Genomic DNA, 22,352 nt, shown 5'->3' on the forward strand with positions numbered 1-22,352 from the left:
AGGCGTTCAACCCGCTTTCGAGGCAGTCTTGCTGATCGCGGCAGGATTTTGAGCGGGTGAGCGATTCTTTGAGTTGGATTGATTGATTAATTGAGCCTCAAGACGTTGGATGACAATGGTGTTGAATTGCAGTTGAAGCTGATGCTGCTCAAGCTCGGGGTCGAACAAAGTTTCATTGTCTGGCTCGGTTTGATTGAGAATCGGTGTGATCAGTTCATTAAATGTTGGGACGAGATTAATCTTCAAATGCTCGTCTATGAAAATCGAAAGCGCTTCCTGAGGGGATTTTTCAGCGCTGATCAGAAGGGCTTTTTGAGCTAAAAGTTGTGAAATGGATTGACGCGCTTTGTCTGCTGTTTCTTCATGTTCAGAATTGGCTAGTTTTGCCCAGATATTGATTGCTTCTTTGTCCCTTTTTAGTTCGGCTAGAGCTTCACCCTTAAGCTGCATTGAGGCGCCGTCGTCGGGAAAATAGTCCAGGATTGAATTTACTATTCTTAGGCAAGCTTTTGGATTTGTCTTAATGCAATTAATTGCTACGCCAAAAATTAATGATTTAACCTCGAGCTCTGAGTTTGCATTAAACTCGTCAGGGATGCAATTAGCTTCTATCTCACTGCTGATGGCGAGTACTTTTGATTGCTTGATTAGATAGATAGACCTTTTTGTTTGGTGATGGCTGGCTGATTTTTCCAGATTCGTGATGCTTTCTTTAATCGTGTTTTTAATTGATGGATTTTTAATTTCTTGCTCCAGTGATGTGAGGATTTCCAGCGCTTTTTTGTGCTGCCCCAACATGCTCATGGTAAGAGCTTTGTCGTTGATGAGTAGTGGCGATTCAAGCCCAGCTTGCAGAGTCTGTTCGATGATGTCTGAGGAGAGCTTTGGAAGCTCATAAGCACGTGCTATTTCAGCTTCTCGCCTAATTGCTGGGATGATGTTTTCACCGGAATATTCGTCTTTTGATGTAGGAAGGTGATTTAGTTTCTGCTGGTATTTGTGGGCTATCGCATGCAAAGTATCTATGAGAAGTTTGACTGAATTGATGTGATTGGTTTGTAAATGTTTCGATGTTTCTAGTGATTTTTTCGCAAGGGCTGCAATTTTCGGCTTGTTCGTTAAATTGCTGAGTTTTTCCCAGATCTCATGGGCTTCGCTGTATTGCCCTATTTGAGAAAGAAGGAATGCCTTTTTGAGCAGTATTTTGTTGGTTTTCGCGCCACTTGCGATTGAAGTGGCGATTAATTTGAGCGCTTTCTTGTATTTCTTTTCTGAGGCTAATGAGTCAACTTCTTTCAAGGTAAGGCGTTCGATTTCGTCTTTGCTGGGGTTTAACAAAGGTATAGATCTTTTCCGCTCGTATTTGCTAAAATTAAGAAAGGAAAGTTTTTTGATGAATTTTTTGATAATCATTTTGCCTTCGTCACTACAAAATCGCGCCATATTATTGCATGACGTCTTCTTAGTGTCGACAGCCTCATTGGTCTGATTGTGTGTCATGGCACCGTTTCCACTTCAAAAGGCTCTCGCGATTGGGCTTGGTGCCAACGTCCGTAGCTGTCACGGTCCTCCTGAAGCCACGCTGCGCTGGATTGCTCCTCGCCTGAGTGAGTGGCTTCTGACGTGGGGCGATGTTGATTCTTGTGATGTTCGTTGTTCCTCGTTTGTGACGACCGAGCCGATCGGGGGGCCGTCATGCCAAAACGCCTACTGCAACGCAGTGATTCTGCTGACCCGCGTGCAGCGTCCGGCATCTCTGTTTGGGGCGTTGGAGTTGCTGGAGCACCTGCAGGGGCTGGAACAAAGCTGCGGTCGCGACCGGTCGCGAGAGCAACGTTGGGGCCCACGCCCATTGGATCTCGACCTGTTGTTTTGGGGAGAGTTGCGTCTTGAGCACCCTGATTTGATCCTTCCTCACCCGCGGATGCACCTACGCAGCTTTGTGCTAGAGCCGTTGCTCCAGGCGATGCAGAGCACTCACCCGCCATGCTGGTGACCCTTCTCGCCCGATCCCATGGCGCCGCTGCCGGCCCCGGAACCCTTCGCTCTGCTGGACACAGTGGAAGCGGTCGATGCGCGCAAGATTCGCTTCGAGCGCAACCGCATCAAGTTGCCGATGGGGGTGGAGGCCACCTTCGGGATGATCCGCCACCCTGGTGCCTCTCTGGCGGTGCCAATTACCGATGACGGTCAGGTGGTGCTGCTGCGGCAGTACCGCTTCGCGGTGCAGGCACGTCTGCTGGAATTCCCTGCCGGCACCTTGGAAGAAGGCGAAGACCCCCTGGAGTCGATGCAGCGGGAGTTGGGGGAAGAGGCTGGTTACAGCGCTGCCAAGTGGGATGTGCTCGGCCCGATGCTGCCTTGTCCCGGGTATTCCGATGAAGTGATCCACTGCTTCCTGGCTCGGGAGCTCACGCCCTTGGAGAACCCACCGGCTGGTGATGACGATGAAGACCTTGAGGTGGTGCTGATGAGTCCAGTTCAGCTGGATGCAGCGTTGGCATCGGGCGATGAGTGGCTCGATGGCAAAAGCGTTACCGCTTGGTTCCGTGCCAAGCAGCTTCTCGGCCTCTGATGACCAGCTCTCGCATTTTGTTCTGGCACCGCCGCGACCTGCGCTTGGCAGACAACCTTGGTTTGGTCGCCGCTGCAGAGATCAGTCCGGCGGTGACTGGTGTGTATGTGCTTGATCCCCAGCTGATCAAACCGCCGGAGCATTTGCCTCCGATGGCGCCAGCTCGGTTGTGGTTTCTGATCGAAAGCCTGGTGGAACTGCAGCAGCGCTGGCGGGACGCGGGGAGCCGATTGCTGGTCGTTGAAGGCGACCCTGTGGTGGTTTTGCCGCCGTTGGCGCTTGAGATCGGTGCATCGGCTGTGGTGTGGAACCGCGATGTGGAGCCCTATGCCCGTGAGCGGGACCGCCAGGTGGCCAAAAAGCTGCAGGCCGATGGCTGCAAGGTGTTGGTGGACTGGGATCAGCTGCTGATTGCTCCGGAGCTGCTCAAAACAGGCGGTGGTGATCCGTACCGGGTTTATGGCCCCTTCCTGCGCAACTGGCGGGGTCAGGTGCTGGCTCAGAAGCCAGCCACCGTTTCAGCTCCGACAGGCTTGGTGGATCTGCTCCCTGAGCTCGTACCGGCTGGTGATCCCCTGCCAGCCCTGCGCGAGAGCCATGGGTTCCAAGGCACCAAGATCTGCCCCTGTCGCCCTGGAGAGGCGGCGGCCCTGGAGCAACTCACCACCTTCTGTGATGGAGCGCTGCTCGGATATGAACCCGACCGCAATTTCCCCGGTACTGCAGGCACCTCTTACCTCAGTGCTGCCCTAAGCGTCGGCACCCTTAGCCCACGTCAGGCCTGGTGTGCCGCTCAGGACTCCCGTGAGCAAGCCCGCAGCGAGGAGCAGTTGCAGGCCATTGCTGTGTGGGAGCAGGAGCTGGGCTGGCGTGAGTTTTACCAGCAGGCTCTGTTTCATTTTCCCGAACTGGCGGATGGTCCTTACCGCGAGCAGTGGCGCCGTTTCCCCTGGGAGAACAACGAGGACTGGTTTGACTTCTGGAAGCAGGGGCAGACCGGCATGCCGATCATCGATGCCGCCATGCGCCAGCTCAACCAGAGCGGCTGGATGCACAACCGCTGCCGCATGATCGTGGCTTCTTATCTCGTCAAAGACCTGATCTGCGATTGGCGCTTGGGTGAGCGCGCCTTCATGGAATTGGAAGTGGACGGAGACCTGGCGGCCAACAACGGCGGCTGGCAATGGAGCGCCAGCAGCGGTATGGATCCCAAGCCTCTGAGAATCTTCAATCCCGCGACTCAGGCCGCCAAATTTGATTCAGCCGGCGACTACATCCGCCAGTGGGTGCCGGAGCTCCGCCATGTGAACACCAAGGATCTGCTCAGTGGTGAGATCGGCGCGCTGGAACGGCGCGACTATCCCGAACCGTTGGTGGACCACAAGAAGCAGCAGGCTAAGTTCAAGGCCTTGTACGCGACGATTCGATCTTGAGGACTTAGTTGATATCGGGAACTTTATTGGATCGTTTCAAACATAAAGAACATCGGGAGATACATCGCGATGAGCATGACGGCAACAACTCCTGCAACAAAGACGATCATCAGCGGCTCCATAATTGATGTGAGAGCTTTAACACTTTCGGAAACCTCGTCTTCGTAAAAATCAGCCAATTTGTTCACCATTTCGCTGAGCTCCCCTGTTTCCTCGCCAATTCGGAACATCGAAGTAAACATCACAGGAATAATTTTATCTCTTGGATGCTGTCTGCTTACGCGGCAAGAGGTGTGTCGCCCTCTCTTCCAAAGCGTCGAACTGCTGGACTGGTCTGAAGCAGTTGGCGCACCGTGTCGATCACAGCTTGTTGCTGAGTTTCACTTAACTCAGGGAAGATCGGCAGGCTCAGCACCTGGCTGCAGAGCTGTTCAGTTACCGGTAGGGAGCCCTGCTTTAAGCCCAGATGGGCGTAGGCAGGCTGGCGGTGGATCGGAATCGGGTAATAAATGATGGTGCTCACCCCACGCTCCTGCAGGGTCTGCTTGACCCAGTCGCGGCAACAGCTCTCCGGAATTCCGTGGCGTGCACTGGTGCTGGAGGGATTGCAAGTGGCGTTGCAGAGCGGCTGGCCGCTGGGGCAACTGCCGATGCGCACCACGAACTGATTCCAGCTGTGGCCGTCGTTAGCTGCCGGCAGGGTGAGTCCGTTGAGATCACCGAGGGCATCCCGGTAGCGCTCAGCGATGGCGGTTCGTTTCCTGATCCACGCCTCCAGCTTTGCCAGCTTCACATTCAGCACCGCTGCCTGGATCGCATCCAGGCGGCTGTTGTAGCCAAGGCTGGTGTGGAGATAGCGCTCGGGCATGCCGTGCACGGCCAGCTCACGCATGGCCTGGGCCAGTGCTGCATCGCTGGTTGTGACGGCACCGCCGTCTCCGGCAGCACCGAGGTTCTTGGTGGGGAAGAAGCTGAAGCAGCCCGCATCGCCGAAGCTGCCCACCGCCTGGCCCTGCCAGCGGGCTCCCGTCGCCTGGGCGCAGTCTTCGATCACCTTCAGCTGATGGCGTTCGGCAATGGCCATCAGCCGCGTCATGTTCACCGCACGCCCAAACAGGTGCACCGGCATCAGGGCCCTGGTGGCGGGGGTGATCGAGGCTTCGATCTGATCAAAATCGATCAGGTAAGTGCTGGGGTCGACATCCACGAACACAGGCGTGGCGCCGACGGCGCTGATGGCCTCAGCTGTGGCGAAAAAACTGAACGAGCAGGTGATCACCTCATCGCCTGCACCGATCCCCAGGCCGCGCAGGGCAAGGATCAATGCATCGGTGCCGCTGTTGCAGCCCACGGCGTGCTCGCAGCCAACGCTGGCGGCAAAGGCCTCCTCGAAGCGTTTGATTTGCGGTCCACCGATGTACTGGCCGCTGCGCAACACCTCGAGCACCGCCTCTTCGAGGTCCACACCGAGATCGTCGATCTGCTGGCTGAGGCTGAAGGGAGGAACCTGCATGAAGCAAATCTTAAGTGGCTCTGCCGAACCACTCCGGTTCGTGTCCGGGGTTCCACTTCACATTGCAGCCCACCGAAGCGGTCTGGTCTGGGTTGACGGGCGATCCCGTCAGTACGGCATCGAGGGCGGCGCGCAGGTCTTGGCCGTCGAGGGGGTGATCGTTGCCGGGTCGGCTGCCGTCCAATTGGCCGCGGTAGCGCAGGCTCTGCAGGCCTTCGCCATCGGGTGAGAACAGGTAAAACTCCGGTGTGCAGGCGGCCCGCAGGTCCTTGGCCAGAGTTTGCTGTTGATCCAGAAGGTAGGGAAAGCTCCAGCCCTGGCGCTTGGCTTGATCCGCCAGTTGTTCCGGTCCGTCCTCGGGGTGGGTGATCAGGCTGTTGCTGCTGACGCCCGCCAGCTGCACAGCATCACTGAAGTCGTGATCCAGCCGGCTGAGCTCGGGCTCCACATGTTTCACAAAGGGGCAATGGGCGCAAAGCACCATCAGCAGCACCGGACGTTGGTCCAGAGAACTGCTTTTCAGCCGCCCGCCCGTGGCCTGGGGAAGATCAAAATCGGGCAGGCGTGTGCCCAGCGCCAGCATCGTTGATGGTGTCAGGGCCATAAGGCGCGGGCAGATGCGGTGAATCTGCTTCAGGATGGCCACCTCCGGTGGTGATGGATGCCGCGCCTGCGTCTGTTTTGTTGGGGAGTTGCCCTGCTGCTGGGAGCCTGCGCTGCTCCGAAGGAACCGCCCAGCTGGCGGTTGTTCCCCCTGCAGCGCCATGTCCCCCATGACGGGGTCGCTGTGGTGAACCAGCTCGATGGTTACGGGCTCCATATTTATTTGGAGACAGACACCAGCTTCCCGGGGGTGTGTCGTCCCCGATGGCTGCCTGATCCAGCCCGCCTGTTCAACGGCAATGGATCCACACCGTTCAGTTCCGGGCTGGCGACCCGTCAGGAGTTTTTCGATGCCGTGGCACGCAGCGATGTGCGTGCGCTGTTGAAGGGCGAGCTGAAGGCTTTATGCCTTGCCCGCGCTCCGGAGGACCGCTGGCAGTGGACCGAGCCGCCCCGTGAGGAGGATCAGGTGGTCCCTGTGAAGCTGCCCTCCCTCGAAGAGGAAGACCTGCTCACCAATCCCGTGGAGGAATTGAAGCGGGCCCGGCAGCTGCTGAGGGATCAACGGGCTGGTGAGTAGCTCTCCCAAACCACCGATTCGGCTTCGCGCCAGTAGCGGCTGAACCGCCCCAGCCGGGGCGGCCGCGGCAGTTCCACGAACGGTGCGGGATCCAGCAGTTCAAGCGGCAGTTCTGCATCGATGGCCTCACCGATGCGCTCCAGGCGTGGATCCACCGCACTGCTGCTCACCACACCATCGGCCTGATGGCGTCGGGCAAAGGCCAGCACCTCATCGGCGACATTCCCCTTGCGAAGGGTGACGGGAAGGTTGAGAGCGTTTTCGTAGAGGAAGCCGAGTCGTTTGCGGCTGATTCGTGCGTCCTGGATCCATTGGGTGTCGAACACGAACACTGCAGGTGCCTCGGGCCAGGCCTGCAGCGCTGGGTTGTTGGCACCAAGGGCCTCCTCGTGAATCCAGAGGATCGGGCGTTGAAATGTCATCAATGAATCTCCTGCTTAGCGCTTGGGACGGGCCAGGGCGGCACTGGCGCCTCCGCTGTTCCGGCGTTGGCGGTTGCGCTGCTGGTTGCGGCTGTTGCCGGTCTCCCGAATGGCTGGCATCGGAGCGAACAGCTGATTCTCGAGTTGGTCGTAGCTGCCTTCAAAGGGGCAGCTGTTCGCGCTGGGGCAGCTGTTGCAGTAGCGCCCGTCGCTGTAGCGCTCCAGATTGCCGCGGTTGAAGAAGTAGGGCTTGTGGCTGAAGGTGCTGGCCACCCACTGCCAGCTCAGATGGTTGCTGGCCGGGTCGCCATCCAGCAGGTGCTCCAGGAACCAGTCGGCTCCAGCCTTCCAGTGGACCCGTCGCCAGTGAACGAGCCAGGCGGCCATCCACATGCGGGCGTGATTATGAAGCCAGCCGGTGCTCACCAGTTGATCGCGGAAGCCATCCATGCAGGCCAGACCTGTGGTCCCGTCGCGCACATCGGCCGGCAGCTCCCGGGCATAGGCACCAGCGTCATGGCCCGTCTTGAACGGTTCCTGATCGTCATGGATGCCATCCCCCAGATCGAGCCACATCCGTTGCCAGAAGTCCCGCCAGCCGAGTTCGTTGATCAGCTTTCCGCCCTCATCGCGGTTGCGGATCCGTTCAAACACTGAATCGCGCACCTCCGCGAGGGTCAGCACGCCGTGGCGGATGTAGGGCGAAAGCCCGGTGACCGCGCCCTTGAGGTGATTTCGGCTTTTGGCGTAGCGCCTTGCGTCGATGCGCCGCAGTTTCTCTTCCGCTGGCTCACGCCCACCGCGGATCGGGCTGAGCTCCCCCTCCGCTTCTGGGAACTCTTGCGCCAACAGGGTGTTGAGGGCATCGCGGGACGCGAATTGCCGCGGCAGGTCGCCGTTGATCGGGGGTGACGCAGCGCTGGGCACCGGCCTTTGTCAGCAAAGGAGCGGTGATCTTGGCGGGGGATGGGGGAGAATCGCGCGAATTCAACCCGTCCCGGTCTGTCCCGATGCTGCTTGATCTCACCGGCAAGAAGATTCTCGTCACCGGCATCGCCAACAACCGTTCGATCGCCTGGGGCATCGCTCAGCAGCTGAAGGCGGCCGGTGCTGAACTCGGCATCACCTATCTGCCTGACGACAAGGGCCGCTTTGAGGCCAAGGTGCGCGAACTCACCGCTCCCCTGGAACCCAGCCTGTTCCTGCCTCTCAATGTGCAGGATGCCGACCAGATGGCTGAGGTCTTCGGCGAGATCAAGGAGAAGTGGGGTGTTCTCGACGGTCTGGTGCACTGCCTGGCCTTTGCCGGTAAGGAAGAGCTGATTGGCGACTACAGCGCCACCACCGCTGAAGGTTTTGCCCGCTCCCTCGACATCAGCGCCTATTCCCTGGCCCCCCTCTGCGCCCATGCAAAGCCGCTGTTCAGCGAGAAGGCCGGTGTGATCACGCTGTCGTATCTCGGCGCTAAGCGGGCCATCCCCAACTACAACGTGATGGGCGTAGCCAAGGCGGCTTTGGAAGCGTCTGTTCGCTATCTCGCGGCAGAGCTGGGTCCCGAAAAGCAGGTGCGCGTCAACGCCATCAGCGCCGGCCCGATCCGCACCCTGGCCAGCTCCGCTATCGGCGGCATTCTCGACATGATCCACAACGTGGAGGAGAAGGCTCCTCTGCGCCGCACCGTGACCCAGATGGAAGTGGGCGGCACCGCTGCCTTCCTGCTCAGCGATCTGGCCAGCGGCATCTCCGGTCAGACCATCTATGTGGATGCGGGCTACTGCGTCACCGGAATGTGAGGCACGATGAGGGCAATGAAGCTCGGGTGATGGCACGTCAGGGAACGATCCATCGGGTCACTGGTGAAACCGACGTGAAGGTGCGTCTGGATCTAGACGGCTCCGGCCAGTGCCAGGCCAGCACCGGTGTGCCGTTTCTCGACCACATGCTTCATCAGATCAGCAGCCACGGCCTGATCGACCTGGAGATCAATGCGGTAGGAGACACCCACATCGACGACCACCACACCAACGAGGACGTGGGCATTGCCGTGGGGCAGGCCTTGGCCCAGGCCTTGGGAGACCGGCGCGGTATTCATCGCTTCGGTCACTTCGTGGCACCGCTGGATGAGGCCCTGGTGCAGGTGGCCCTGGATTGTTCCGGTCGCCCCCATCTCAGCTACAGCCTCGCGATTCCCAGCCAGAAGATCGGCACCTACGACACCGAGCTGGTGAAGGAGTTCTTCGTGGCGGTGGTCAACAACAGCGGGCTGACCCTCCATATCCGGCAGCTGGATGGGGTCAACTCCCACCACATCGTGGAAGCCTGCTTCAAGGCTTTTGCCCGGGCCCTGCGCATGGCCACGGAGGTGGATCCACGCCGGGCTGGCGCCATCCCCAGCAGCAAAGGGGTGCTGGAGCAGGCTGGCGCCAGCTGAAGTCGCCTCCGCGCTTCACAGTCCGTTACGAGAAGATGGGCGAACGTTGATCGTTCGCCCGTGACCGTTGCCCCCGCCCGCAGCTACGACCGCAGCGACTGGGCCAGTTCCTTTGTCAATGTGGAGCAGGAACTCACCGACGCAACGCTGACGCCGGTGCGTGGAACGGTGCCGGCGGAGCTTCAGGGCACCTTTTATCGCAATGGCCCCGGACGCCTTGAGCGGAATGGCCATCGAGTTCATCACCCCTTTGATGGTGACGGCATGATCGCGGCGATGCGGTTTGAGAACGGCAGCGTTTCCCTCAGCAACCGTTATGTGCGCACCGAGGGTTGGCTGGCGGAGGAGAAGGCCGGCAAAGTGCTCTACCGAGGTGTGTTCGGCAGCCAGAAGCCGGGTGGTCGGCTGGCCAACGCCTTTGATCTGCGCCTGAAGAACATCGCCAACACCAATGTGGTGCGTCTGGGCGATCAGCTGCTTGCCCTCTGGGAGGCGGCGGAACCCCATGCGCTCGATCCCCGCAGCCTGGAGACCCGCGGTCTTTCACGCCTCGATGGTGTGTTGAAAAAGGGCGAGGCTTTTAGTGCCCACCCCCGCTTCGATCCTGGTCATAACGGCCGGCCCTGCATGGTCACCTTCGGGGTTAAGACCGGGCCCCGCAGCACCATCCGTCTGATGGAGTTCGCCACCGATGGCCCGGAGGCCGGCGCCTTGCTGCACGACCGTTCCGACAGCTTCCCCGGCTTCGCCTTTCTCCACGACTTCGCCATCACCCCCAACTGGGCGGTGTTCCTCCAGAACGCCATTGCCTTCAATCCTTTGCCGTTTGTGACCGGCGAAAAGGGTGCGGCCCAGTGCCTGGCATCTCAACCCGGCGGCAAGGGGCGTTTCTGGCTGATCCCCCGTGATTCCGGTCGCTTCGCTGGTCAGAAGCCCCGCATCCTCGAAGCCCCCGACGGCTTCGTTTTCCACCATCTCAATGCCTTTGAGGATGGCGATCACGTTGTGGTGGAGAGCATCGTCTACGACGATTTCCCGTCCATCGGACCTGACGAGGATTTCGCTGAGGTGGATTTCGACACGGTGCCGGAGGGCACCCTGCACCGTTGCCGTCTTGATCTCAGCCGTGAATCGGTTCAGACCGAGCGGATCAGCGAGCGCACCTGTGAGTTCGCGATGGTCAACCCCGAGCGTCAGGGCCTCAGTGCTCGCTACGCCTGGATGGCGGTAGCGGAGCGGGAGAGCGGCAACGATCCGTTGCAGGCCATTCAGAAACTTGATCTGGATTCCGGGGCGACCCACACCTGGAGTGCAGCGCCTCGCGGTTTTGTCAGTGAGCCGCTGATGGTGCGGCGCCCTGGCGCGGAATCGGAGGACGACGGCTGGGTGCTGGACCTGGTGTGGAACGGGGCCCGGGTTGCATCCGATCTGGTGATCCTCAACGCCCGTGATCTGTCGGAGGTGGCGGTGCTGGAGCTGCCATTGGCCGTTCCCCATGGTTTGCATGGGAGCTGGGCGGCGGGGTGACTCATGGCTTGAAACAAACCGGTCATGGTTGAGCAGGGTTTGCTGTTCCAAGCTCGCCAGCATGGAGATCCCAACTGAAGGCTCGGCATGACTTCTCGACGCTGGGGCGCTGCCAAGGTCGCCGTGCCCGTTTTTTTCAGCTTTAGTTTCCTGGCGCCAATCCCCCTGCGGGCTGCGGAGCGCGTTTGCAATGGCACCCTGCTTCAGATCCAGGTGAATGAGCGTGGAACGAGCCATAGCGATCGCTTTCGCTTCTCGCTCGGGCTCGACGCTGAAAATGCCAACAAGGATGCTGCGATGACCGCTTTAAACGGCCGTTTGGCTGAGGCGCGTCAGGCCATTCAGCCGCTTGCTCTGCGCCGGCTCACGATCCCTGCACCCCGTAGCTATCCCGTTGGTGGAGGCACATCGGGCCCACGACTGGAGCGGGCGAGCACCACCATCACGGGCGAGGTGAGCCGTGACAACTATGACGCGCTGATCCAGGCCGCCGGTCGCTTGCCGGGTGTTCGGCTGCGAGGAATGACGTCTTTGGCGTCGAGCGACAGCCGTGCCTCATTGGCTGATCAGTTGCTGAAGCAAGCTCTCGAGACAGGGCAACGTCGTGCGCAGGCCACAGCCCGGGCCCTCGGTCTGCGCAAGGTGGAGCTGTTGCTGATTGACCAGCGTGGTTCGACCCAACGACCCATGCAGATGGCTGCGCGCAAGGAGAGCACAGGCTTCAGGCCTGGGGAGGCTCCCAAGCCAAGTCAGAGCCTCACGCTCAAACTAGATTACTGCCTGCGTTGATCGGCAGTGCGGTGCCATTCCTTCCAGGCCAGCCGTGGCGCGCTCCACAGGGTGGCCAGCACCAAGGGGGTGACCGGTACCGCGGTGATCACGATGAAGGCCTGCAGGGCATCGATGGATGTGCTGTCCCCCAGCCCTGAGCCGATGCGTAGCAGCACCAAGGTGAGGCTGCCGATCATCAAGGCCCAGAACAGGCGCAGCAGAGCAGGGGGTTCGTTGCGGCCGCTCACCACCATGGCCGCGGCGTAACTCATCGAGTCGGCGCTGGTGCACATGAACAGCACCACCAGCACCAGGCCTATCGGAATCAGCAGGCCTGCCAGGGGCAGCTGGCTGAGGATGGTGAGCAGGGCCGCGGCGGCTCCGTTCTGGGCCAGGGCGTCGCTGATGCCGCCCCCGGCCAACTCCAGATGCAGTCCGGTGCCCCCCAGCAGGGTGAACCAAAGGTTGGTCACGATCGGGCAGAGGATGGCCACCGCCAGCACCAGTTCACGGATGCTGCGGCCGCGGCTGACGCCGGCGGTGAACAGCCCCATCAATGGGGCATAGCCAAGGAACCAGCCCCAGTAGAAGACCGTCCAGCCGTTCACCCAGTTCGCCGGCACGGCATTGGGGGTGAGGGCCATCTGCGGCAGGTGGATCAGGTAGGTGATGAAACCGCTGAAGAAGTGCTGCATCAGCCAGAGGCCCGGGCCCAACAGCAGCAGGCCCGCCGCCAGGGCCAGGGTGAGCCACACATTGAGTTCTGACAGCCACTTGATGCCCTTCTGAATGCCGCTGACGGTGGATGTCGCGAAGACGGCGGTCAGCAGCACCACCACCAGGGATTGCAGGCCGGCACTGTCGCTGAGCCAGGGAAGTTGCCCTGCGGCATTGCTGAGCTGCAGCGAGAGGAAGCCCAGGGGGCCAACGGTGCCGGCGATCGCGGCCACCACAGACAACCCATCCGCCAGGTGACCGAGCGGACCATCCACCCAGCTGCGCGGCACGATGTTCACCAGCAGGGTGCGGGGACGCAGAGGTTCACCGCGTCGCTCCAGGATCGAGAAGGTGATCGTGGTGGTCGTGGCCACCAAGGCCCAGGCAAGGAAGCCCCAGTGCAGAAAACTCACCGCCAGGGCGGGATCCACTGCTGCGGCTGTGCTGCCTTCGACCACTTCGAACACCGGTGATGGGGTCTGGAAGTGATACAGCGGTTCGGCTGCCGACCAGAACACACCACCCCCCGCCAGCAGGGTGCAGATCAGCACCGCGCACCAATCAAAGAATTTCAGACTGGGCTTGGCTTCCGCGCCCCCAAGCCGAAGCTTGCCGACTGGGCTGATGGCCAGGATCAGCGCGATCAGAAACAGCAGCACCACCATCCACTGCCAGACCCCACCGAGGGCATCACTGATCACGGCTTTGCCGTTGTCGGTGAATTGCTTGGCCAGGGCCAGGTCGATGGCCGACACCAGCAGAAAGATCAGCAGGGGAATAGCGCCCACCCAGAGGGGGGGCTGGCGCCACCAGGAGCGCTGGTTCGCGGGGGTGTCAGACATCGGATGAGGGGTGAGGGGTCAGGCGCGAACGGCGGCGCGTTGGTGGCTCCAGCAGGAGAGATCCACCGCTGGTTGTTCGCCGCTGGCGAGGCGGGCCAGGGAATCACCGATCAGCGGAGCGAACTTGAAGGCCTGGCCGGAGCCTCCTGCGAACAGGCTTAGCTTCGGGGTGAGCCGGTCCAGCACGAAGTTCACGTCGCTGGCCATGGAGTACGGGCTGATCACGGTCTCCACCCGCTCCTGCACGCCCTCCAGTTCGTTGAAGAGGAAGGTGTCGAGCAGCTCCACCAGGCGAGCGGGTGGCTCGGTAACCATGGCGTTGGGTTCGGCGACGCGCAGCTCCCGCGGAGCCCAGTCGATGCCCGCCTTGATCCTGGGGCGACCATCCGCCGTTTGGCTCAGAACAGGAAAGCCGTAGTAAAGGCCCCCGTCATCGCCACGTTCCTGCTGGAAGCAGAACCACTGGGGGTAGCGATCGGCCAGCGCCGGGGCGACGGTGTAGTGGGCCCAGAGCATCGGCCACACCTCCAGTTTGGGTGCGAGGCCCAGGGGGGCCAGCAACAGCTGGCTCCAGATCCCGCAGGCCACCACCAGCTGTCCGGCAGCGATGTGTTCGCCGCTCTCCAGGGTGACGCCACCGCCATCGGCATCGAGGCCCGCCACGGGGCAGTGCTCGATCAGCTGATGGCCGGCGTTGCGGGCGGTGTTGATCCAGTGGGCCACGACCCTGTCGCTGCGCACGGCACCGGCGGTGGGCTCGAACAGTCCGGTGAAGCCCGGCTTCGGCTTCAGCGGGAAGCGGGCTGTGATCTGGCCGGCATCGAGGGCTTCATAGGGGATGCCCTGATCGTCCATGACCCGTCGGGCCCCGGGGATCGATCCCTCGATCGTCTCTTCATCCCAGCTTTCGCCGTAGAAGAGCAGGCCGTGGGTCTCCCGCAGCTGTTGGCCTGCGTGGCTTTCTTCCTCACGCCAGAGGCGGTTGGCCTCCTGGGCGAGACGGCAGAGCACCGGGTCGGAATACATCTCTCGGAACATCCGGGTTTCGCCGTAGCTGCTGGCCTTGGCGTGGGCCAGGGTCTGGCCTTCCAGCAGCACCACATCGCCCACGCCGCGGCGGGCCAGGGATGCAGCGCAGCTGAGGCCGGCCATGCCGCCGCCAACGATCACGACGGCTGCTCGGCTGGGTATGGAGGCGGGTGTGTTCATTCGCCCTCTCCAAAGCTGAGGCCGATGGGCTCGGTGGAGGGTGTGGCTGCCACCTCATCAAGGGCGGCACCCACCGACAAGCCCTGTTCGCGCCGGTTCAGATAGTTGCTGGCCCGGCGGCGCACCTCATCGCGAACGAAGGCATAGACGTCCTTGGCACCAGCGTCTCTCCAGGCGTCGGGGGAGAACCGCTCGATTGAATCGGCGATCACAGCTCCTGCATTCACCAGCGGGTCCGGTAGCACCCGCACACCGCGGCGACGCAGGTCATTCGCCAGTTGGGGTTTCTGGAAGGGGGCATTGGCGGCAGGCACCACGGCGGGGGTTTTCAGCGCCGTCGCCATTTCGGCGTTGATCAACCCCGAGATCGAGCAGGGCAGCAGCAGGTCGAGGTTCAGTTCCCACCAAGCGCAGCTCTCCGGCAGCGGCGTTGCGCCGGGAAAACTGGCTTTCTCGCGGTCCAGATCCACGGTGAACACTGTCCAACCGTGCTCGACGAGATGGCGGGCAACGGTGCCACCAACGGCACCGCAGCCGTGCACGAGGGCCCGGCCTGGGCGGGCGTCGTTGAGGTCCTTGTCCAGAACGGCCTCCACAGCACCGAGGGTGCCGTGGGCGGTGGCGGCACTGGCGTCCACGGGGCTGCCGACCGCCGCCAGCACATGGGGGGTGAGCGCCGTCAGACGCTCCATGTCTTCCAGGCTGGTGTTGAGATCGCAGCCGGTGATCATCGCGCCGTCAAGCGACTCCAGCAGCTCGGCGGTGACGCTGATCAGCTCATCCTTGACGGCATCGGGTTCAGCGGCCCTGGCAACGATCTTGCCGCCGGCGAAACCGGTGCCGTAAAGATCGTGCTTGTGGGTCATCAACCCTGCCAGCCGCTGGCCGTCTGCGATGCAGGCCTCATCGCTCGGGTAATTGAGCACCCGCAGGCCTCCGTTGGCGGGGCGCTTGGCATCGGTGTCTTCCGCCACAACGAACACCGAGAGGTGATCGGAGACGTGTTCCGCCAGCACCGACACGGTCGGCGCTGTTTTCTTGCCGCTGCTCATCAGGCCACCTTCTCCATCATCTGGTGGTGTTCGACGTAGTCGAGGCTCCATTCGCTGGGGGCTTCGGCGATGCGCTTCTGCAGCCGCTCGAACACCGTGTCTGCTGCGATATCACCGGCAGCACTGGCGAAACTGTGGCGGCTCCAGCTGCGGATCGTCGCCATCAATCCTGCGGCGAAAGTCGCCGTGTCGCCGTTCTCGTTCCAGCGGCGTCGGTAGGGGCACTTCACGTAAACGGTGCGCTCGTCCACCAGCCGCAGGCCGTTGCGGTAAGCGGCGCTGTTCTCGTCCTTCAGCGGAGCCATGAACTCCTCGGGGGACTTGTAGAAGTTCAGAACCGTGCCTTGTTGGTACTGCTCCTGGCTGATCAGGCCTTCCTCGGCCATGCCCCGCCAGATCTGGTGCAGCTGGTCGTGCACGTTGCGGGTTTCGCCGCCGTTGTGGCCGAGATAGAGGCCTGCTTCATCACGGGAGAGGTTCACCGTCAGCAGGCGGCCGCCCAGCTTCAGTTCGCGGCTGCGCAGCTCGAGGATGTGGTTCCAGTCCTTCATCGCCTGGGCCGTGAAGCGCTGAAGTGCGTCGGCATCACCGGAGGCGAGCACATGGGTGTGGCTGTTCAGGGGGCCGGGGGAAGCGCTCAGCCAGTGCATGGCCGTTGCGGAGAAGCCGAAGCTCACGGAGTTCGGCGCCACGGAGGGCTCATAGAAGCTGCGGGCACTCACCAGCACCGTTGGCTTCGGATCCCGGGGGATCTGCAGGGCCAGGTTGTTGGCCAGAGCAATGTTGTCGTTGCTCGGCAGGTCGTTGCCGATCAGCGTGAGGTGCGCCGAGGGCTGGTTGGCATGCAGGCGATCCAGCACCTTGTTCCAGAGCCCAACGGCGGTGCCGCCATCGGCAGCTCCGTAATCGATCAGGACATGGCTGTCAGCGACAGCCAGTTGATTCACACAAGTCAGGGCCCAGTCCGAGGCGGCTTCGATGCACAGAAGAGCGCCCTCGGTCTGCGCGCTGTAACCCGTGGTCATGGCGATGGCCATGGACCTCGTCAGCGGCAGGCCTCACCGTACAGACCATGGCCTGGAGGTCAGGGAATCGGTGGTTCCTCTTCAGCTTGCTTGGAGCAACTGGCGCAGCCTGGGTTCCAGGAGGCTGAAGGCCTTGCCGCGGTGGCCGTGCTGCTTTTTCTCCGCCAACGGCATCTCCGCGAAGGTGCGGCCGGTTCCAGCAACTTCGAAGATCGGGTCGTAGCCGAAACCCTGATCTCCCCGGGGTGCGGCCGTGATCAAGCCGTCGCAGCGGCCTTCCACCTCCAGCAGGATGGTGCCGTCTGGGGCGGCGACACAGAGCGCGGCGCAGAAATAGGCCTGGCGTTGGTCTGAGCCGTTCAGGGCCTTCAGCAGCCGGGCAATGCGTTCCGGGTCGGTGGGGGCGTAGCGGGCGGAATAAACACCCGGAGCGCCATCAAGCGCATCAACGCTGAGGCCTGAATCGTCGGCCAGGGCCCATTCCCCTGTGGCGGCGGCAACCGCTTGGGCCTTGAGTCGGGCATTGGCGGCAAAGGTGGTGCCCGTCTCCTCCACCTCCACGCCTTCTGGCTGGGGTTGCACGCTGACGGGCAGGGCCTGCAGCAGACCCTGGAATTCACGAATCTTGCCGGCGTTGCCGCTGGCGATCACAAGGGTCTTCATGCGGCCTCCGCAAACTGTCGGGCCCAGGCGAGCACCTCGTTCACCCGCTCGGCATCCGGCCCTTCGCAGTAGAGCCGCAGCAGCGGTTCCGTGCCGGAGAAGCGCAGCATCAGCCAGTGGTTCGGCCCCATCCTCAGTTTGATCCCGTCGGTGCTGATCACCTCCAGCACGTCTGCGCCGGCGACGGTCGAGGGCGTGCTCTGGTCCAGCAGCGTCTCGAGCCGTCGGCGTGCCTCCATGTCGGCCAGGCGCAGGTCGAGTCGGTCGTAGTGACTGCTGCCTCCGTGTTGTTGCTGGAGCGCATCCAGACGCGCACCCAGGGGTTGCTTTCCTTCCACCAGGGCTTCCAGCACCAGCATCGCCGCGAACAGGGCGTCCCGCTCGGGCAGGTGCATGCCGAAGCCCACACCACCGGATTCCTCTCCGCCGATCAGCACATCCCCGGCCAGCATCTCTGCGGCGATGTACTTGAAGCCCACCGCGAGCTCCAGAACCTTGCGTCCCTGGGCCTCCGCCACCAGCCGCATCAGATCCGAGCCGCTCACAGTCTTGACCACGGCGCCCGGCAGCTGGCGGGCTCGGGCCAGGTGATCGATCAACAGGGGCATCAGCAGCTGGGTGCTGCAGAACCGGCCGGTTTCATCCACGGCAGCGATGCGGTCACCATCGCCGTCGAACACCAATCCCACCGCAGGAGTCCCGGCGGCCGTTGAGGCTTTCACGTCCGCGATCAACGCCCCGAGGTAGGGCGCCAGGGGTTCCGGCGGATGACCGCCGAACAAGGGATCTCGTTCGCTGCGGATCTCTTCCACAACGCCAGCGGCTTCAGGGCCGAGCAGCTCCGTCACACACCCGGCGGCTGATCCGTGCATCGGATCGACGATCACCTTGAGGTTGATGGCCTTTAGGCCGTCAACCAGGGCATTCAGGTCCAACTTGCGGCGCAGCCCTTCGAGATGCTCGCCGCGTCCATCAAACCGGGGGACCTCCGCCTTGATCGGTGCCGTGATGCCGCCGGCAGCCAGACGTCGTTCCACGGCGGCCGTGAAGTCTCCCTCGACCGATCCACCAAAGGGGCCTTTGATCTTCAGCCCCAGCCATTCCGGTGGGTTGTGACTGGCGGTGATCACCAGTGCTCCCAGGGCTTTGCGCTCCACCACGGCCCAGCTGCATGCCGGCGTGGGGACAGCGGTGTCGGTGAGCAGGGGTTCGAGTTCACAACCCCGCACAGCGGCCGCAATGGCTTCCGCCAGTTCTGGAGCCAGAAAGCGGCGGTCGTAACCGATCACCACCGTTCGGCTGCTGAGACCCTCGGGGGCGCGATGGGCGAGCTCTTGAGCCGCGGCAGCGGCAACGGGCAACAACCGCTCAACCGTGATGTCGACGCCGGTGATCCCGCGCCAGCCATCGGTACCGAACTTGATCGGAGCTGGACTCAGAGGGAGGGGAGCCGATGCCATGGCACAGCCTGCACTTCAGTGGATCTAGCAGCTGGCAGCCGTAGGGTCGGCGGATGGGTGACACCCCGCCTGCCGACAACGCTCTCACCGACCGGTTGCTGCGCAGTTGGCTGCGCTGCCGTCGTAAGGCCTGGCTCGACCGCCACGGCAATCCAGCCGAGCGGCGCTGGACGGCCCATCGCAATCTGCTGCTGGACGACCAGCAGCGCTGTTTTGTGGCCTTGCTGCCCCGCAAGCCTGGCCATGGCATCGCCGCCTGTGCTGCCGGTGCCGAGGCTGTGGTGGGTCTGCGCCTCAAGGGCCTTGGCCCATCCGGTGAGCCGTTGGAGGCACACCCTCCACTGCTGCGGCGGGTCAAGGGCCAGTGCCGCTGGGGTGACTTCGCCTATCAACCGGTGCTCGCCCGTCAGGGTCGCCGCACCACCCGGGAACATCAGCTGCCGCTGGCGCTGATGGCTCTGTTGCTTGAGCAGATTCAGCAGGGCGACGTTCCGTCCATGCTGGTGCTCGGCGGTGGTGGCCGGCGCCTGGAACAGGAGCGGCTGCATCTCTCCAGTGGTCTGCGCCGACAGCTGTCGGAGGGGCTGCGCAAATTGCACGCTGACCTCGAACGCTCTGTTCCTCCTCCGCTGGCCGCCGACCGGCGCAAGTGCTCCCTTTGCAGCTGGCGTGTCGCCTGCAATGCGGTGGCGGTGGAGGAAGGACATCTGAGCGAAGTCAGCGGTATTGGGGCCAAGCGGCGCGAGATGTTGCTGGAGCTTGGGATTCGCGGCTTGTCCGATCTGGCCGCGGCTGATCCGTTGCAGCTCGCCGAGCGGCTGCAACGTTTTGGGGATCAGCACGGTGAGGTAGCCGCATCCCTGGTGGCCCAGGCCCGGGCGCAGCGCGATGGACGGGTGGAGCGTTTGAGTGCCTCAGCGGCGCTGCCGGAACTGCAGGACTGCCCGGGTGTGCTGCTCTACGACATCGAATCCGACCCCGACGCTCGTCACGACTTCCTTCACGGTTTTCTGGTGCTGCCCAGAACCCAAAGCGGAGACTGGGATCTGGCATCAGTGGCGTATCACCCGATCCTGGCCCTGGCGGAGCATGGTGAAGCCCGTTGCTGGCTGCGGCTGCAGCGGCTGCTGAATCGCTACCGGGGTTGGCCGATCCTTCACTACGGGGAGACAGAAAGCCTGGCCTTAAGGCGTATGGCTGAGCGGCAGGGTGCTGCAGAGGCTGAGGTGCTGCAGCTTCGTCAGCGGTTGGTGGATGTGCATGCCCGAGTGCGGCATCACTGGCGCCTGCCCCTGGCCAGTTATGGCCTCAAGGCCGTGGCCGGTTGGCAGGGGTTCCAATGGAGTCAGGCCGGTGTGGACGGGGCCCGGGCCCTGCTCTGGTGGCGGCAGTGGCAGGGGGAGGGACCTGATCGACGCGGCAACAGGCACGGACTGCGCTGGATCTTCGATTACAACCGCGACGACTGCTTGGCCACCTGGGCCGTTGCTGCTTGGTTGCTTGAACAGGATCAGGCGTCGGGATCCTGAAACGCCACGGGTTGACGGATCTGGAGCTGTTCTCCGTTGGCCCCTTCCAGCGTTGGACTGGCCAGGCACTGGCGGCGCACCAGGGCCAGCCCAAGCCAAGTGCCGTCGCATTCGAGAGCACTGGTGATCACCCCGGCTCGCTCTCCCTCGAGCGTGAGCTTGGTGCCGGGTGACAGCGGACTGGAGCTGCTCCAACAGCGCAGCTGTTGTTTCACTCCTGCCTGACCGATGACTTTGGCCATGGTCTCCTGGCCGAGGTAGCAGCCTTTTTCCGTGCTGATCTGAGCGACGAGACCCAGTTCCAGGGGATTGGTCTCGCCATTGAGTTCACCGGGGCCCGGGGGGAATCCGCTCTGGAGCCGCCATTGCTCCAGAGCCGTCGCGGTGGCGGCTTCTCCTGATGCCCAGGGCTCCGGCAGTTCCGCGTCCGGACCGCACCAGATTGCGGCAGCGTTGGGCTCCAGCCACTGCAGTCGGCGCAACTGAGCCAGTGGTTGGAGGCGAACCCGATCGGCTGGAAAGATCACCTGATCAAATCCAGCGTGAACGGCAGAGGCCTCTCCCGCCAGAACGATCACATCGGCCCCCTCTGCATCGAAACGAAGTTCCAGCACCGCCCGCAAGCGTCCCGTAGCGGTCAGCCAGCAGGTCTGAAGAAGATCGCCGGTCTGGAGTGCGTTGAGGTCAGCACTGGTCTGCCCCTGAAGAAACTGGCGAGCTCCGCTGCCGTTCAAGCGCAGCCAGGGCACCTGGGCGTCCCAAAACAACTTGTTCATGCCGGCACGAAGGCGGCGATTTCAGACAGCTTGTAAAGGCTGATCAGTTCAAGACTGTCTGCCGCCATTGCGGCGTCACCGCCTTCCTCACGGTCGACGATGGTGACAACCCGGTTCACTTCGTAACCGGCGTCGCGGAGCTGCCGCACTGCCTTGAGGGAGGAACCTCCTGTGGTCACAACGTCTTCCAGAACGGTGATTAGGGCCCCGTGGGCGGGTAGCGGACCCTCCAGCCAGGCCCCGGTGCCGTGGCCTTTGGCTTCCTTGCGCACGATCAGCGCATCAAGCTCACGATCTTGATCAGCGGCGGCCATGGCAACACCGCTCACCAGTGGGTCTGCTCCGAGGGTGAGACCAGCCACGGCCCGCGCATCGGCCTCCACGTGGGTGAGCATCGCTCGGCTGATCAGCGCCAGGCCGGAACCGCTCAGGCTCACGGGTTTGCAGTTCACGTAGTGCTCGCTCTTGCGGCCTGAAGCCAGGGTGAAGTCTCCGCGTCGGTAGGCCAGGGTGGCCAGACGGTTCAGCAGTTGCTCCCGCTCAGTCGGGACACTCGACGATTCAGGCATGGGACTGGCCGCACTTCGCAGATGTCCTTAGTTTGCGCGTAGAGCTGTTTCATCCAGTGCTGCTGAGGTCGTTCCTTGGCTCGAGCCTGCTCCTGCTCGCCGGCCCATCGGTGCTGGCGGGTCCGTTGGTCTGCACCACCAGCGTTGAGGCCCCTCCGCCCGGCAGTGGTTCCGCCCCCGTCGAAGTCACGGTGTGCCACCCCACGGAGACCACCAGTGAGCTGATCAACCGTCGCTTCTACACCTGGACTTCACCCATGGCCCGGGGCGTGGATCCCTTGCATCAATTAACCGATGTTCTGGGGATCGCTGTCGGCGGCATCGAGGGAAATCGGTTCATGGGATTCGGCTTCCCCGACCAGACGCTGATCTGGGATGGGTCGGCACTTCAGAACACGACGGGAGCTCTGCTGGAAGAGCAGAGCCAGCCGCTGCCGATGCGAACTTTGGACATCTCGAGCGGGTTCAACGGCAGCCTGGCGGCCACCGAGGTCAACGAATCGATGCCGGACGCGCCCATGGCGGACCACTTCCCCGACGCGACTCCCCTGTGGTAACAATCTTCCCGAGGGGGTCTAGCAATCTGGTGAATGCAGCGAACTCATAATTCGCCTAAGGCGAGTTCGATCCTCGCGACCCCCATTCCCCCCTGTTA

Annotated in this window: 24 protein-coding genes and 1 tRNA gene; 11 read left to right on the forward strand and 14 right to left on the reverse strand. The window is 62.3% G+C overall.

Annotated elements, in window-relative coordinates; translation table 11 throughout:
• Positions 1-6: 6 nt before the first annotated feature.
• Entirely contained in the window at positions 7-1,500 is a 1,494-nt protein-coding gene (locus SynA1562_RS01070; RefSeq protein ID WP_186494395.1) for a tol-pal system YbgF family protein, read from the reverse strand.
• On the opposite strand from SynA1562_RS01070, the gene folK reads away from it, so the two are divergent.
• Genes folK through SynA1562_RS01085 form a run of 3 tightly spaced genes read left to right on the forward strand, consistent with a single transcriptional unit; the run spans position 1,499 to position 4,008 of the window.
• Entirely contained in the window at positions 1,499-1,996 is a 498-nt protein-coding gene (gene folK / locus SynA1562_RS01075; protein WP_186494397.1) for a 2-amino-4-hydroxy-6-hydroxymethyldihydropteridine diphosphokinase, read from the forward strand. The two genes, SynA1562_RS01070 and folK, sit on opposite strands and share 2 nt — an antisense overlap.
• A gap of 18 nt (positions 1,997-2,014) precedes the next feature.
• Entirely contained in the window at positions 2,015-2,575 is a 561-nt protein-coding gene (locus SynA1562_RS01080; protein WP_186494399.1) for an NUDIX hydrolase, read from the forward strand.
• The gene (locus tag SynA1562_RS01085; protein WP_186494400.1) at positions 2,575-4,008 is read left to right on the forward strand and encodes an FAD-binding domain-containing protein; all 1,434 of its coding nucleotides are present in this window, start codon (positions 2,575-2,577) and stop codon (positions 4,006-4,008) included. Before SynA1562_RS01080 ends, SynA1562_RS01085 begins: the two co-directional genes overlap by 1 nt.
• Positions 4,009-4,031: 23 nt before the next feature.
• On the opposite strand, the gene SynA1562_RS01090 is transcribed toward SynA1562_RS01085, so the two are convergent.
• From SynA1562_RS01090 to SynA1562_RS01100, 3 genes are read right to left on the reverse strand one after another with little or no spacing between them, the layout of a single operon-like run.
• Positions 4,032-4,238, reverse strand: a complete 207-nt coding sequence (locus tag SynA1562_RS01090; RefSeq protein ID WP_370593228.1) for a type II secretion system F family protein — start codon at positions 4,236-4,238, stop codon at positions 4,032-4,034.
• Between the two features lie 47 nt (positions 4,239-4,285).
• Positions 4,286-5,521 carry a DegT/DnrJ/EryC1/StrS aminotransferase family protein gene (locus SynA1562_RS01095; protein ID WP_186494402.1) on the reverse strand — a complete coding sequence of 412 codons (1,236 nt, stop codon included), beginning with the start codon at positions 5,519-5,521 and terminating at the stop codon, positions 4,286-4,288.
• Between the two features lie 10 nt (positions 5,522-5,531).
• Positions 5,532-6,125, reverse strand: a complete 594-nt coding sequence (locus SynA1562_RS01100) for a thioredoxin family protein (protein WP_186494404.1) — start codon at positions 6,123-6,125, stop codon at positions 5,532-5,534.
• A gap of 57 nt (positions 6,126-6,182) precedes the next feature.
• Between SynA1562_RS01100 and SynA1562_RS01105 the strand changes: the two genes are divergently transcribed.
• The gene (locus SynA1562_RS01105; RefSeq protein ID WP_186494406.1) at positions 6,183-6,704 is read left to right on the forward strand and encodes a hypothetical protein; all 522 of its coding nucleotides are present in this window, start codon (positions 6,183-6,185) and stop codon (positions 6,702-6,704) included.
• On the opposite strand, the gene SynA1562_RS01110 is transcribed toward SynA1562_RS01105, so the two are convergent.
• Both SynA1562_RS01110 and SynA1562_RS01115 read right to left on the reverse strand, forming a co-directional pair.
• Entirely contained in the window at positions 6,686-7,126 is a 441-nt protein-coding gene (locus SynA1562_RS01110; RefSeq protein WP_186494407.1) for a hypothetical protein, read from the reverse strand. The two genes, SynA1562_RS01105 and SynA1562_RS01110, sit on opposite strands and share 19 nt — an antisense overlap.
• Positions 7,127-7,141: 15 nt before the next feature.
• Positions 7,142-8,053: an FAD-binding domain-containing protein gene (locus SynA1562_RS01115; protein ID WP_186494409.1), complete on the reverse strand. Its 912-nt coding sequence runs from the start codon at positions 8,051-8,053 to the stop codon at positions 7,142-7,144.
• An 83-nt stretch (positions 8,054-8,136) separates the two neighbouring features.
• Between SynA1562_RS01115 and fabI the strand changes: the two genes are divergently transcribed.
• The 4 genes from fabI (at position 8,137) to SynA1562_RS01135 (ending at position 11,873) form a co-directional block, all read left to right on the forward strand.
• Positions 8,137-8,919 (forward strand): enoyl-ACP reductase FabI, encoded by a 783-nt coding sequence (gene fabI, locus SynA1562_RS01120; protein WP_186495246.1) that lies wholly within the window; start codon positions 8,137-8,139, stop codon positions 8,917-8,919.
• 29 nt (positions 8,920-8,948) lie between these two features.
• A complete protein-coding gene (gene hisB / locus SynA1562_RS01125) occupies positions 8,949-9,557 on the forward strand; it encodes an imidazoleglycerol-phosphate dehydratase HisB (protein ID WP_186494411.1) in 609 nt (202 codons plus the stop codon).
• A 60-nt stretch (positions 9,558-9,617) separates the two neighbouring features.
• The gene (locus tag SynA1562_RS01130; protein WP_186494413.1) at positions 9,618-11,084 is read left to right on the forward strand and encodes a carotenoid oxygenase family protein; all 1,467 of its coding nucleotides are present in this window, start codon (positions 9,618-9,620) and stop codon (positions 11,082-11,084) included.
• Between the two features lie 87 nt (positions 11,085-11,171).
• Entirely contained in the window at positions 11,172-11,873 is a 702-nt protein-coding gene (locus SynA1562_RS01135; protein WP_186494414.1) for an SIMPL domain-containing protein, read from the forward strand.
• Here the strand turns inward: SynA1562_RS01135 and SynA1562_RS01140 are convergent.
• From SynA1562_RS01140 to SynA1562_RS01165, 6 genes are all read right to left on the reverse strand, one after another.
• Positions 11,858-13,414 carry a BCCT family transporter gene (locus tag SynA1562_RS01140; protein ID WP_186494416.1) on the reverse strand — a complete coding sequence of 519 codons (1,557 nt, stop codon included), beginning with the start codon at positions 13,412-13,414 and terminating at the stop codon, positions 11,858-11,860. The two genes, SynA1562_RS01135 and SynA1562_RS01140, sit on opposite strands and share 16 nt — an antisense overlap.
• 18 nt (positions 13,415-13,432) lie before the next feature.
• Complete coding sequence (locus SynA1562_RS01145) at positions 13,433-14,623, reverse strand: FAD-dependent oxidoreductase (protein WP_186494418.1); 1,191 nt, start codon at positions 14,621-14,623, stop codon at positions 13,433-13,435.
• On the reverse strand, positions 14,620-15,675 hold the full coding sequence (locus SynA1562_RS01150) for a Glu/Leu/Phe/Val dehydrogenase dimerization domain-containing protein (protein ID WP_186494420.1): 1,056 nt from the start codon (positions 15,673-15,675) through the stop codon (positions 14,620-14,622). Before SynA1562_RS01150 ends, SynA1562_RS01145 begins: the two co-directional genes overlap by 4 nt.
• A complete protein-coding gene (locus SynA1562_RS01155; protein WP_186494422.1) occupies positions 15,675-16,712 on the reverse strand; it encodes an SAM-dependent methyltransferase in 1,038 nt (345 codons plus the stop codon). Before SynA1562_RS01155 ends, SynA1562_RS01150 begins: the two co-directional genes overlap by 1 nt.
• A gap of 69 nt (positions 16,713-16,781) precedes the next feature.
• Positions 16,782-17,363: an RdgB/HAM1 family non-canonical purine NTP pyrophosphatase gene (gene rdgB, locus SynA1562_RS01160; protein WP_186494424.1), complete on the reverse strand. Its 582-nt coding sequence runs from the start codon at positions 17,361-17,363 to the stop codon at positions 16,782-16,784.
• Positions 17,360-18,823: a phosphoglucomutase/phosphomannomutase family protein gene (locus SynA1562_RS01165; RefSeq protein WP_186494425.1), complete on the reverse strand. Its 1,464-nt coding sequence runs from the start codon at positions 18,821-18,823 to the stop codon at positions 17,360-17,362. The genes rdgB and SynA1562_RS01165 overlap by 4 nt, the downstream gene beginning before the upstream one ends.
• 53 nt (positions 18,824-18,876) lie before the next feature.
• On the opposite strand from SynA1562_RS01165, the gene SynA1562_RS01170 reads away from it, so the two are divergent.
• Positions 18,877-20,352 carry a TM0106 family RecB-like putative nuclease gene (locus SynA1562_RS01170; RefSeq protein WP_186494427.1) on the forward strand — a complete coding sequence of 492 codons (1,476 nt, stop codon included), beginning with the start codon at positions 18,877-18,879 and terminating at the stop codon, positions 20,350-20,352.
• Here SynA1562_RS01170 and SynA1562_RS01175 read toward each other — a convergent pair.
• The gene (locus tag SynA1562_RS01175) at positions 20,334-21,128 is read right to left on the reverse strand and encodes a folate-binding protein YgfZ (protein ID WP_186494429.1); all 795 of its coding nucleotides are present in this window, start codon (positions 21,126-21,128) and stop codon (positions 20,334-20,336) included. The genes SynA1562_RS01170 and SynA1562_RS01175 overlap by 19 nt on opposite strands.
• On the reverse strand, positions 21,125-21,697 hold the full coding sequence (pyrE, locus tag SynA1562_RS01180; RefSeq protein WP_186494430.1) for an orotate phosphoribosyltransferase: 573 nt from the start codon (positions 21,695-21,697) through the stop codon (positions 21,125-21,127). Before pyrE ends, SynA1562_RS01175 begins: the two co-directional genes overlap by 4 nt.
• 56 nt (positions 21,698-21,753) lie before the next feature.
• Here pyrE and SynA1562_RS01185 point away from each other — a divergent pair, with 56 nt between their 5' ends.
• Together SynA1562_RS01185 and SynA1562_RS01190 are read left to right on the forward strand one after the other, a co-directional pair.
• Complete coding sequence (locus SynA1562_RS01185; RefSeq protein ID WP_255445683.1) at positions 21,754-22,254, forward strand: hypothetical protein; 501 nt, start codon at positions 21,754-21,756, stop codon at positions 22,252-22,254.
• Between the two features lie 12 nt (positions 22,255-22,266).
• Positions 22,267-22,339, forward strand: a tRNA-Ile gene (locus SynA1562_RS01190).
• Positions 22,340-22,352 lie beyond the last annotated feature (13 nt).

The organism is Synechococcus sp. A15-62 (assembly GCF_014280075.1).
In the GTDB taxonomy this organism is placed as follows: domain Bacteria; phylum Cyanobacteriota; class Cyanobacteriia; order PCC-6307; family Cyanobiaceae; genus Parasynechococcus.

Bases quoted from the DNA above. Each gene is read 5' to 3' on its own strand.
- folK (WP_186494397.1), top strand. From the start codon at position 1,499: ATGGCACCGTTTCCACTTCAAAAGGCTCTCGCGATTGGGCTTGGTGCC.
- SynA1562_RS01070 (WP_186494395.1), bottom strand. From the start codon at position 1,500: ATGACACACAATCAGACCAATGAGGCTGTCGACACTAAGAAGACGTCA.
- SynA1562_RS01080 (WP_186494399.1), top strand. From the start codon at position 2,015: ATGGCGCCGCTGCCGGCCCCGGAACCCTTCGCTCTGCTGGACACAGTG.
- SynA1562_RS01085 (WP_186494400.1), top strand. From the start codon at position 2,575: ATGACCAGCTCTCGCATTTTGTTCTGGCACCGCCGCGACCTGCGCTTG.
- SynA1562_RS01090 (WP_370593228.1), bottom strand. From the start codon at position 4,238: ATGTTCCGAATTGGCGAGGAAACAGGGGAGCTCAGCGAAATGGTGAAC.
- SynA1562_RS01095 (WP_186494402.1), bottom strand. From the start codon at position 5,521: ATGCAGGTTCCTCCCTTCAGCCTCAGCCAGCAGATCGACGATCTCGGT.
- SynA1562_RS01100 (WP_186494404.1), bottom strand. From the start codon at position 6,125: ATGGCCCTGACACCATCAACGATGCTGGCGCTGGGCACACGCCTGCCC.
- SynA1562_RS01105 (WP_186494406.1), top strand. From the start codon at position 6,183: ATGCCGCGCCTGCGTCTGTTTTGTTGGGGAGTTGCCCTGCTGCTGGGA.
- SynA1562_RS01110 (WP_186494407.1), bottom strand. From the start codon at position 7,126: ATGACATTTCAACGCCCGATCCTCTGGATTCACGAGGAGGCCCTTGGT.
- fabI (WP_186495246.1), top strand. From the start codon at position 8,137: ATGCTGCTTGATCTCACCGGCAAGAAGATTCTCGTCACCGGCATCGCC.
- hisB (WP_186494411.1), top strand. From the start codon at position 8,949: ATGGCACGTCAGGGAACGATCCATCGGGTCACTGGTGAAACCGACGTG.
- SynA1562_RS01135 (WP_186494414.1), top strand. From the start codon at position 11,172: ATGACTTCTCGACGCTGGGGCGCTGCCAAGGTCGCCGTGCCCGTTTTT.
- SynA1562_RS01140 (WP_186494416.1), bottom strand. From the start codon at position 13,414: ATGTCTGACACCCCCGCGAACCAGCGCTCCTGGTGGCGCCAGCCCCCC.
- SynA1562_RS01145 (WP_186494418.1), bottom strand. From the start codon at position 14,623: ATGAACACACCCGCCTCCATACCCAGCCGAGCAGCCGTCGTGATCGTT.
- SynA1562_RS01150 (WP_186494420.1), bottom strand. From the start codon at position 15,675: ATGAGCAGCGGCAAGAAAACAGCGCCGACCGTGTCGGTGCTGGCGGAA.
- SynA1562_RS01155 (WP_186494422.1), bottom strand. From the start codon at position 16,712: ATGGCCATCGCCATGACCACGGGTTACAGCGCGCAGACCGAGGGCGCT.
- rdgB (WP_186494424.1), bottom strand. From the start codon at position 17,363: ATGAAGACCCTTGTGATCGCCAGCGGCAACGCCGGCAAGATTCGTGAA.
- SynA1562_RS01165 (WP_186494425.1), bottom strand. From the start codon at position 18,823: ATGGCATCGGCTCCCCTCCCTCTGAGTCCAGCTCCGATCAAGTTCGGT.
- SynA1562_RS01170 (WP_186494427.1), top strand. From the start codon at position 18,877: ATGGGTGACACCCCGCCTGCCGACAACGCTCTCACCGACCGGTTGCTG.
- SynA1562_RS01175 (WP_186494429.1), bottom strand. From the start codon at position 21,128: ATGAACAAGTTGTTTTGGGACGCCCAGGTGCCCTGGCTGCGCTTGAAC.
- pyrE (WP_186494430.1), bottom strand. From the start codon at position 21,697: ATGCCTGAATCGTCGAGTGTCCCGACTGAGCGGGAGCAACTGCTGAAC.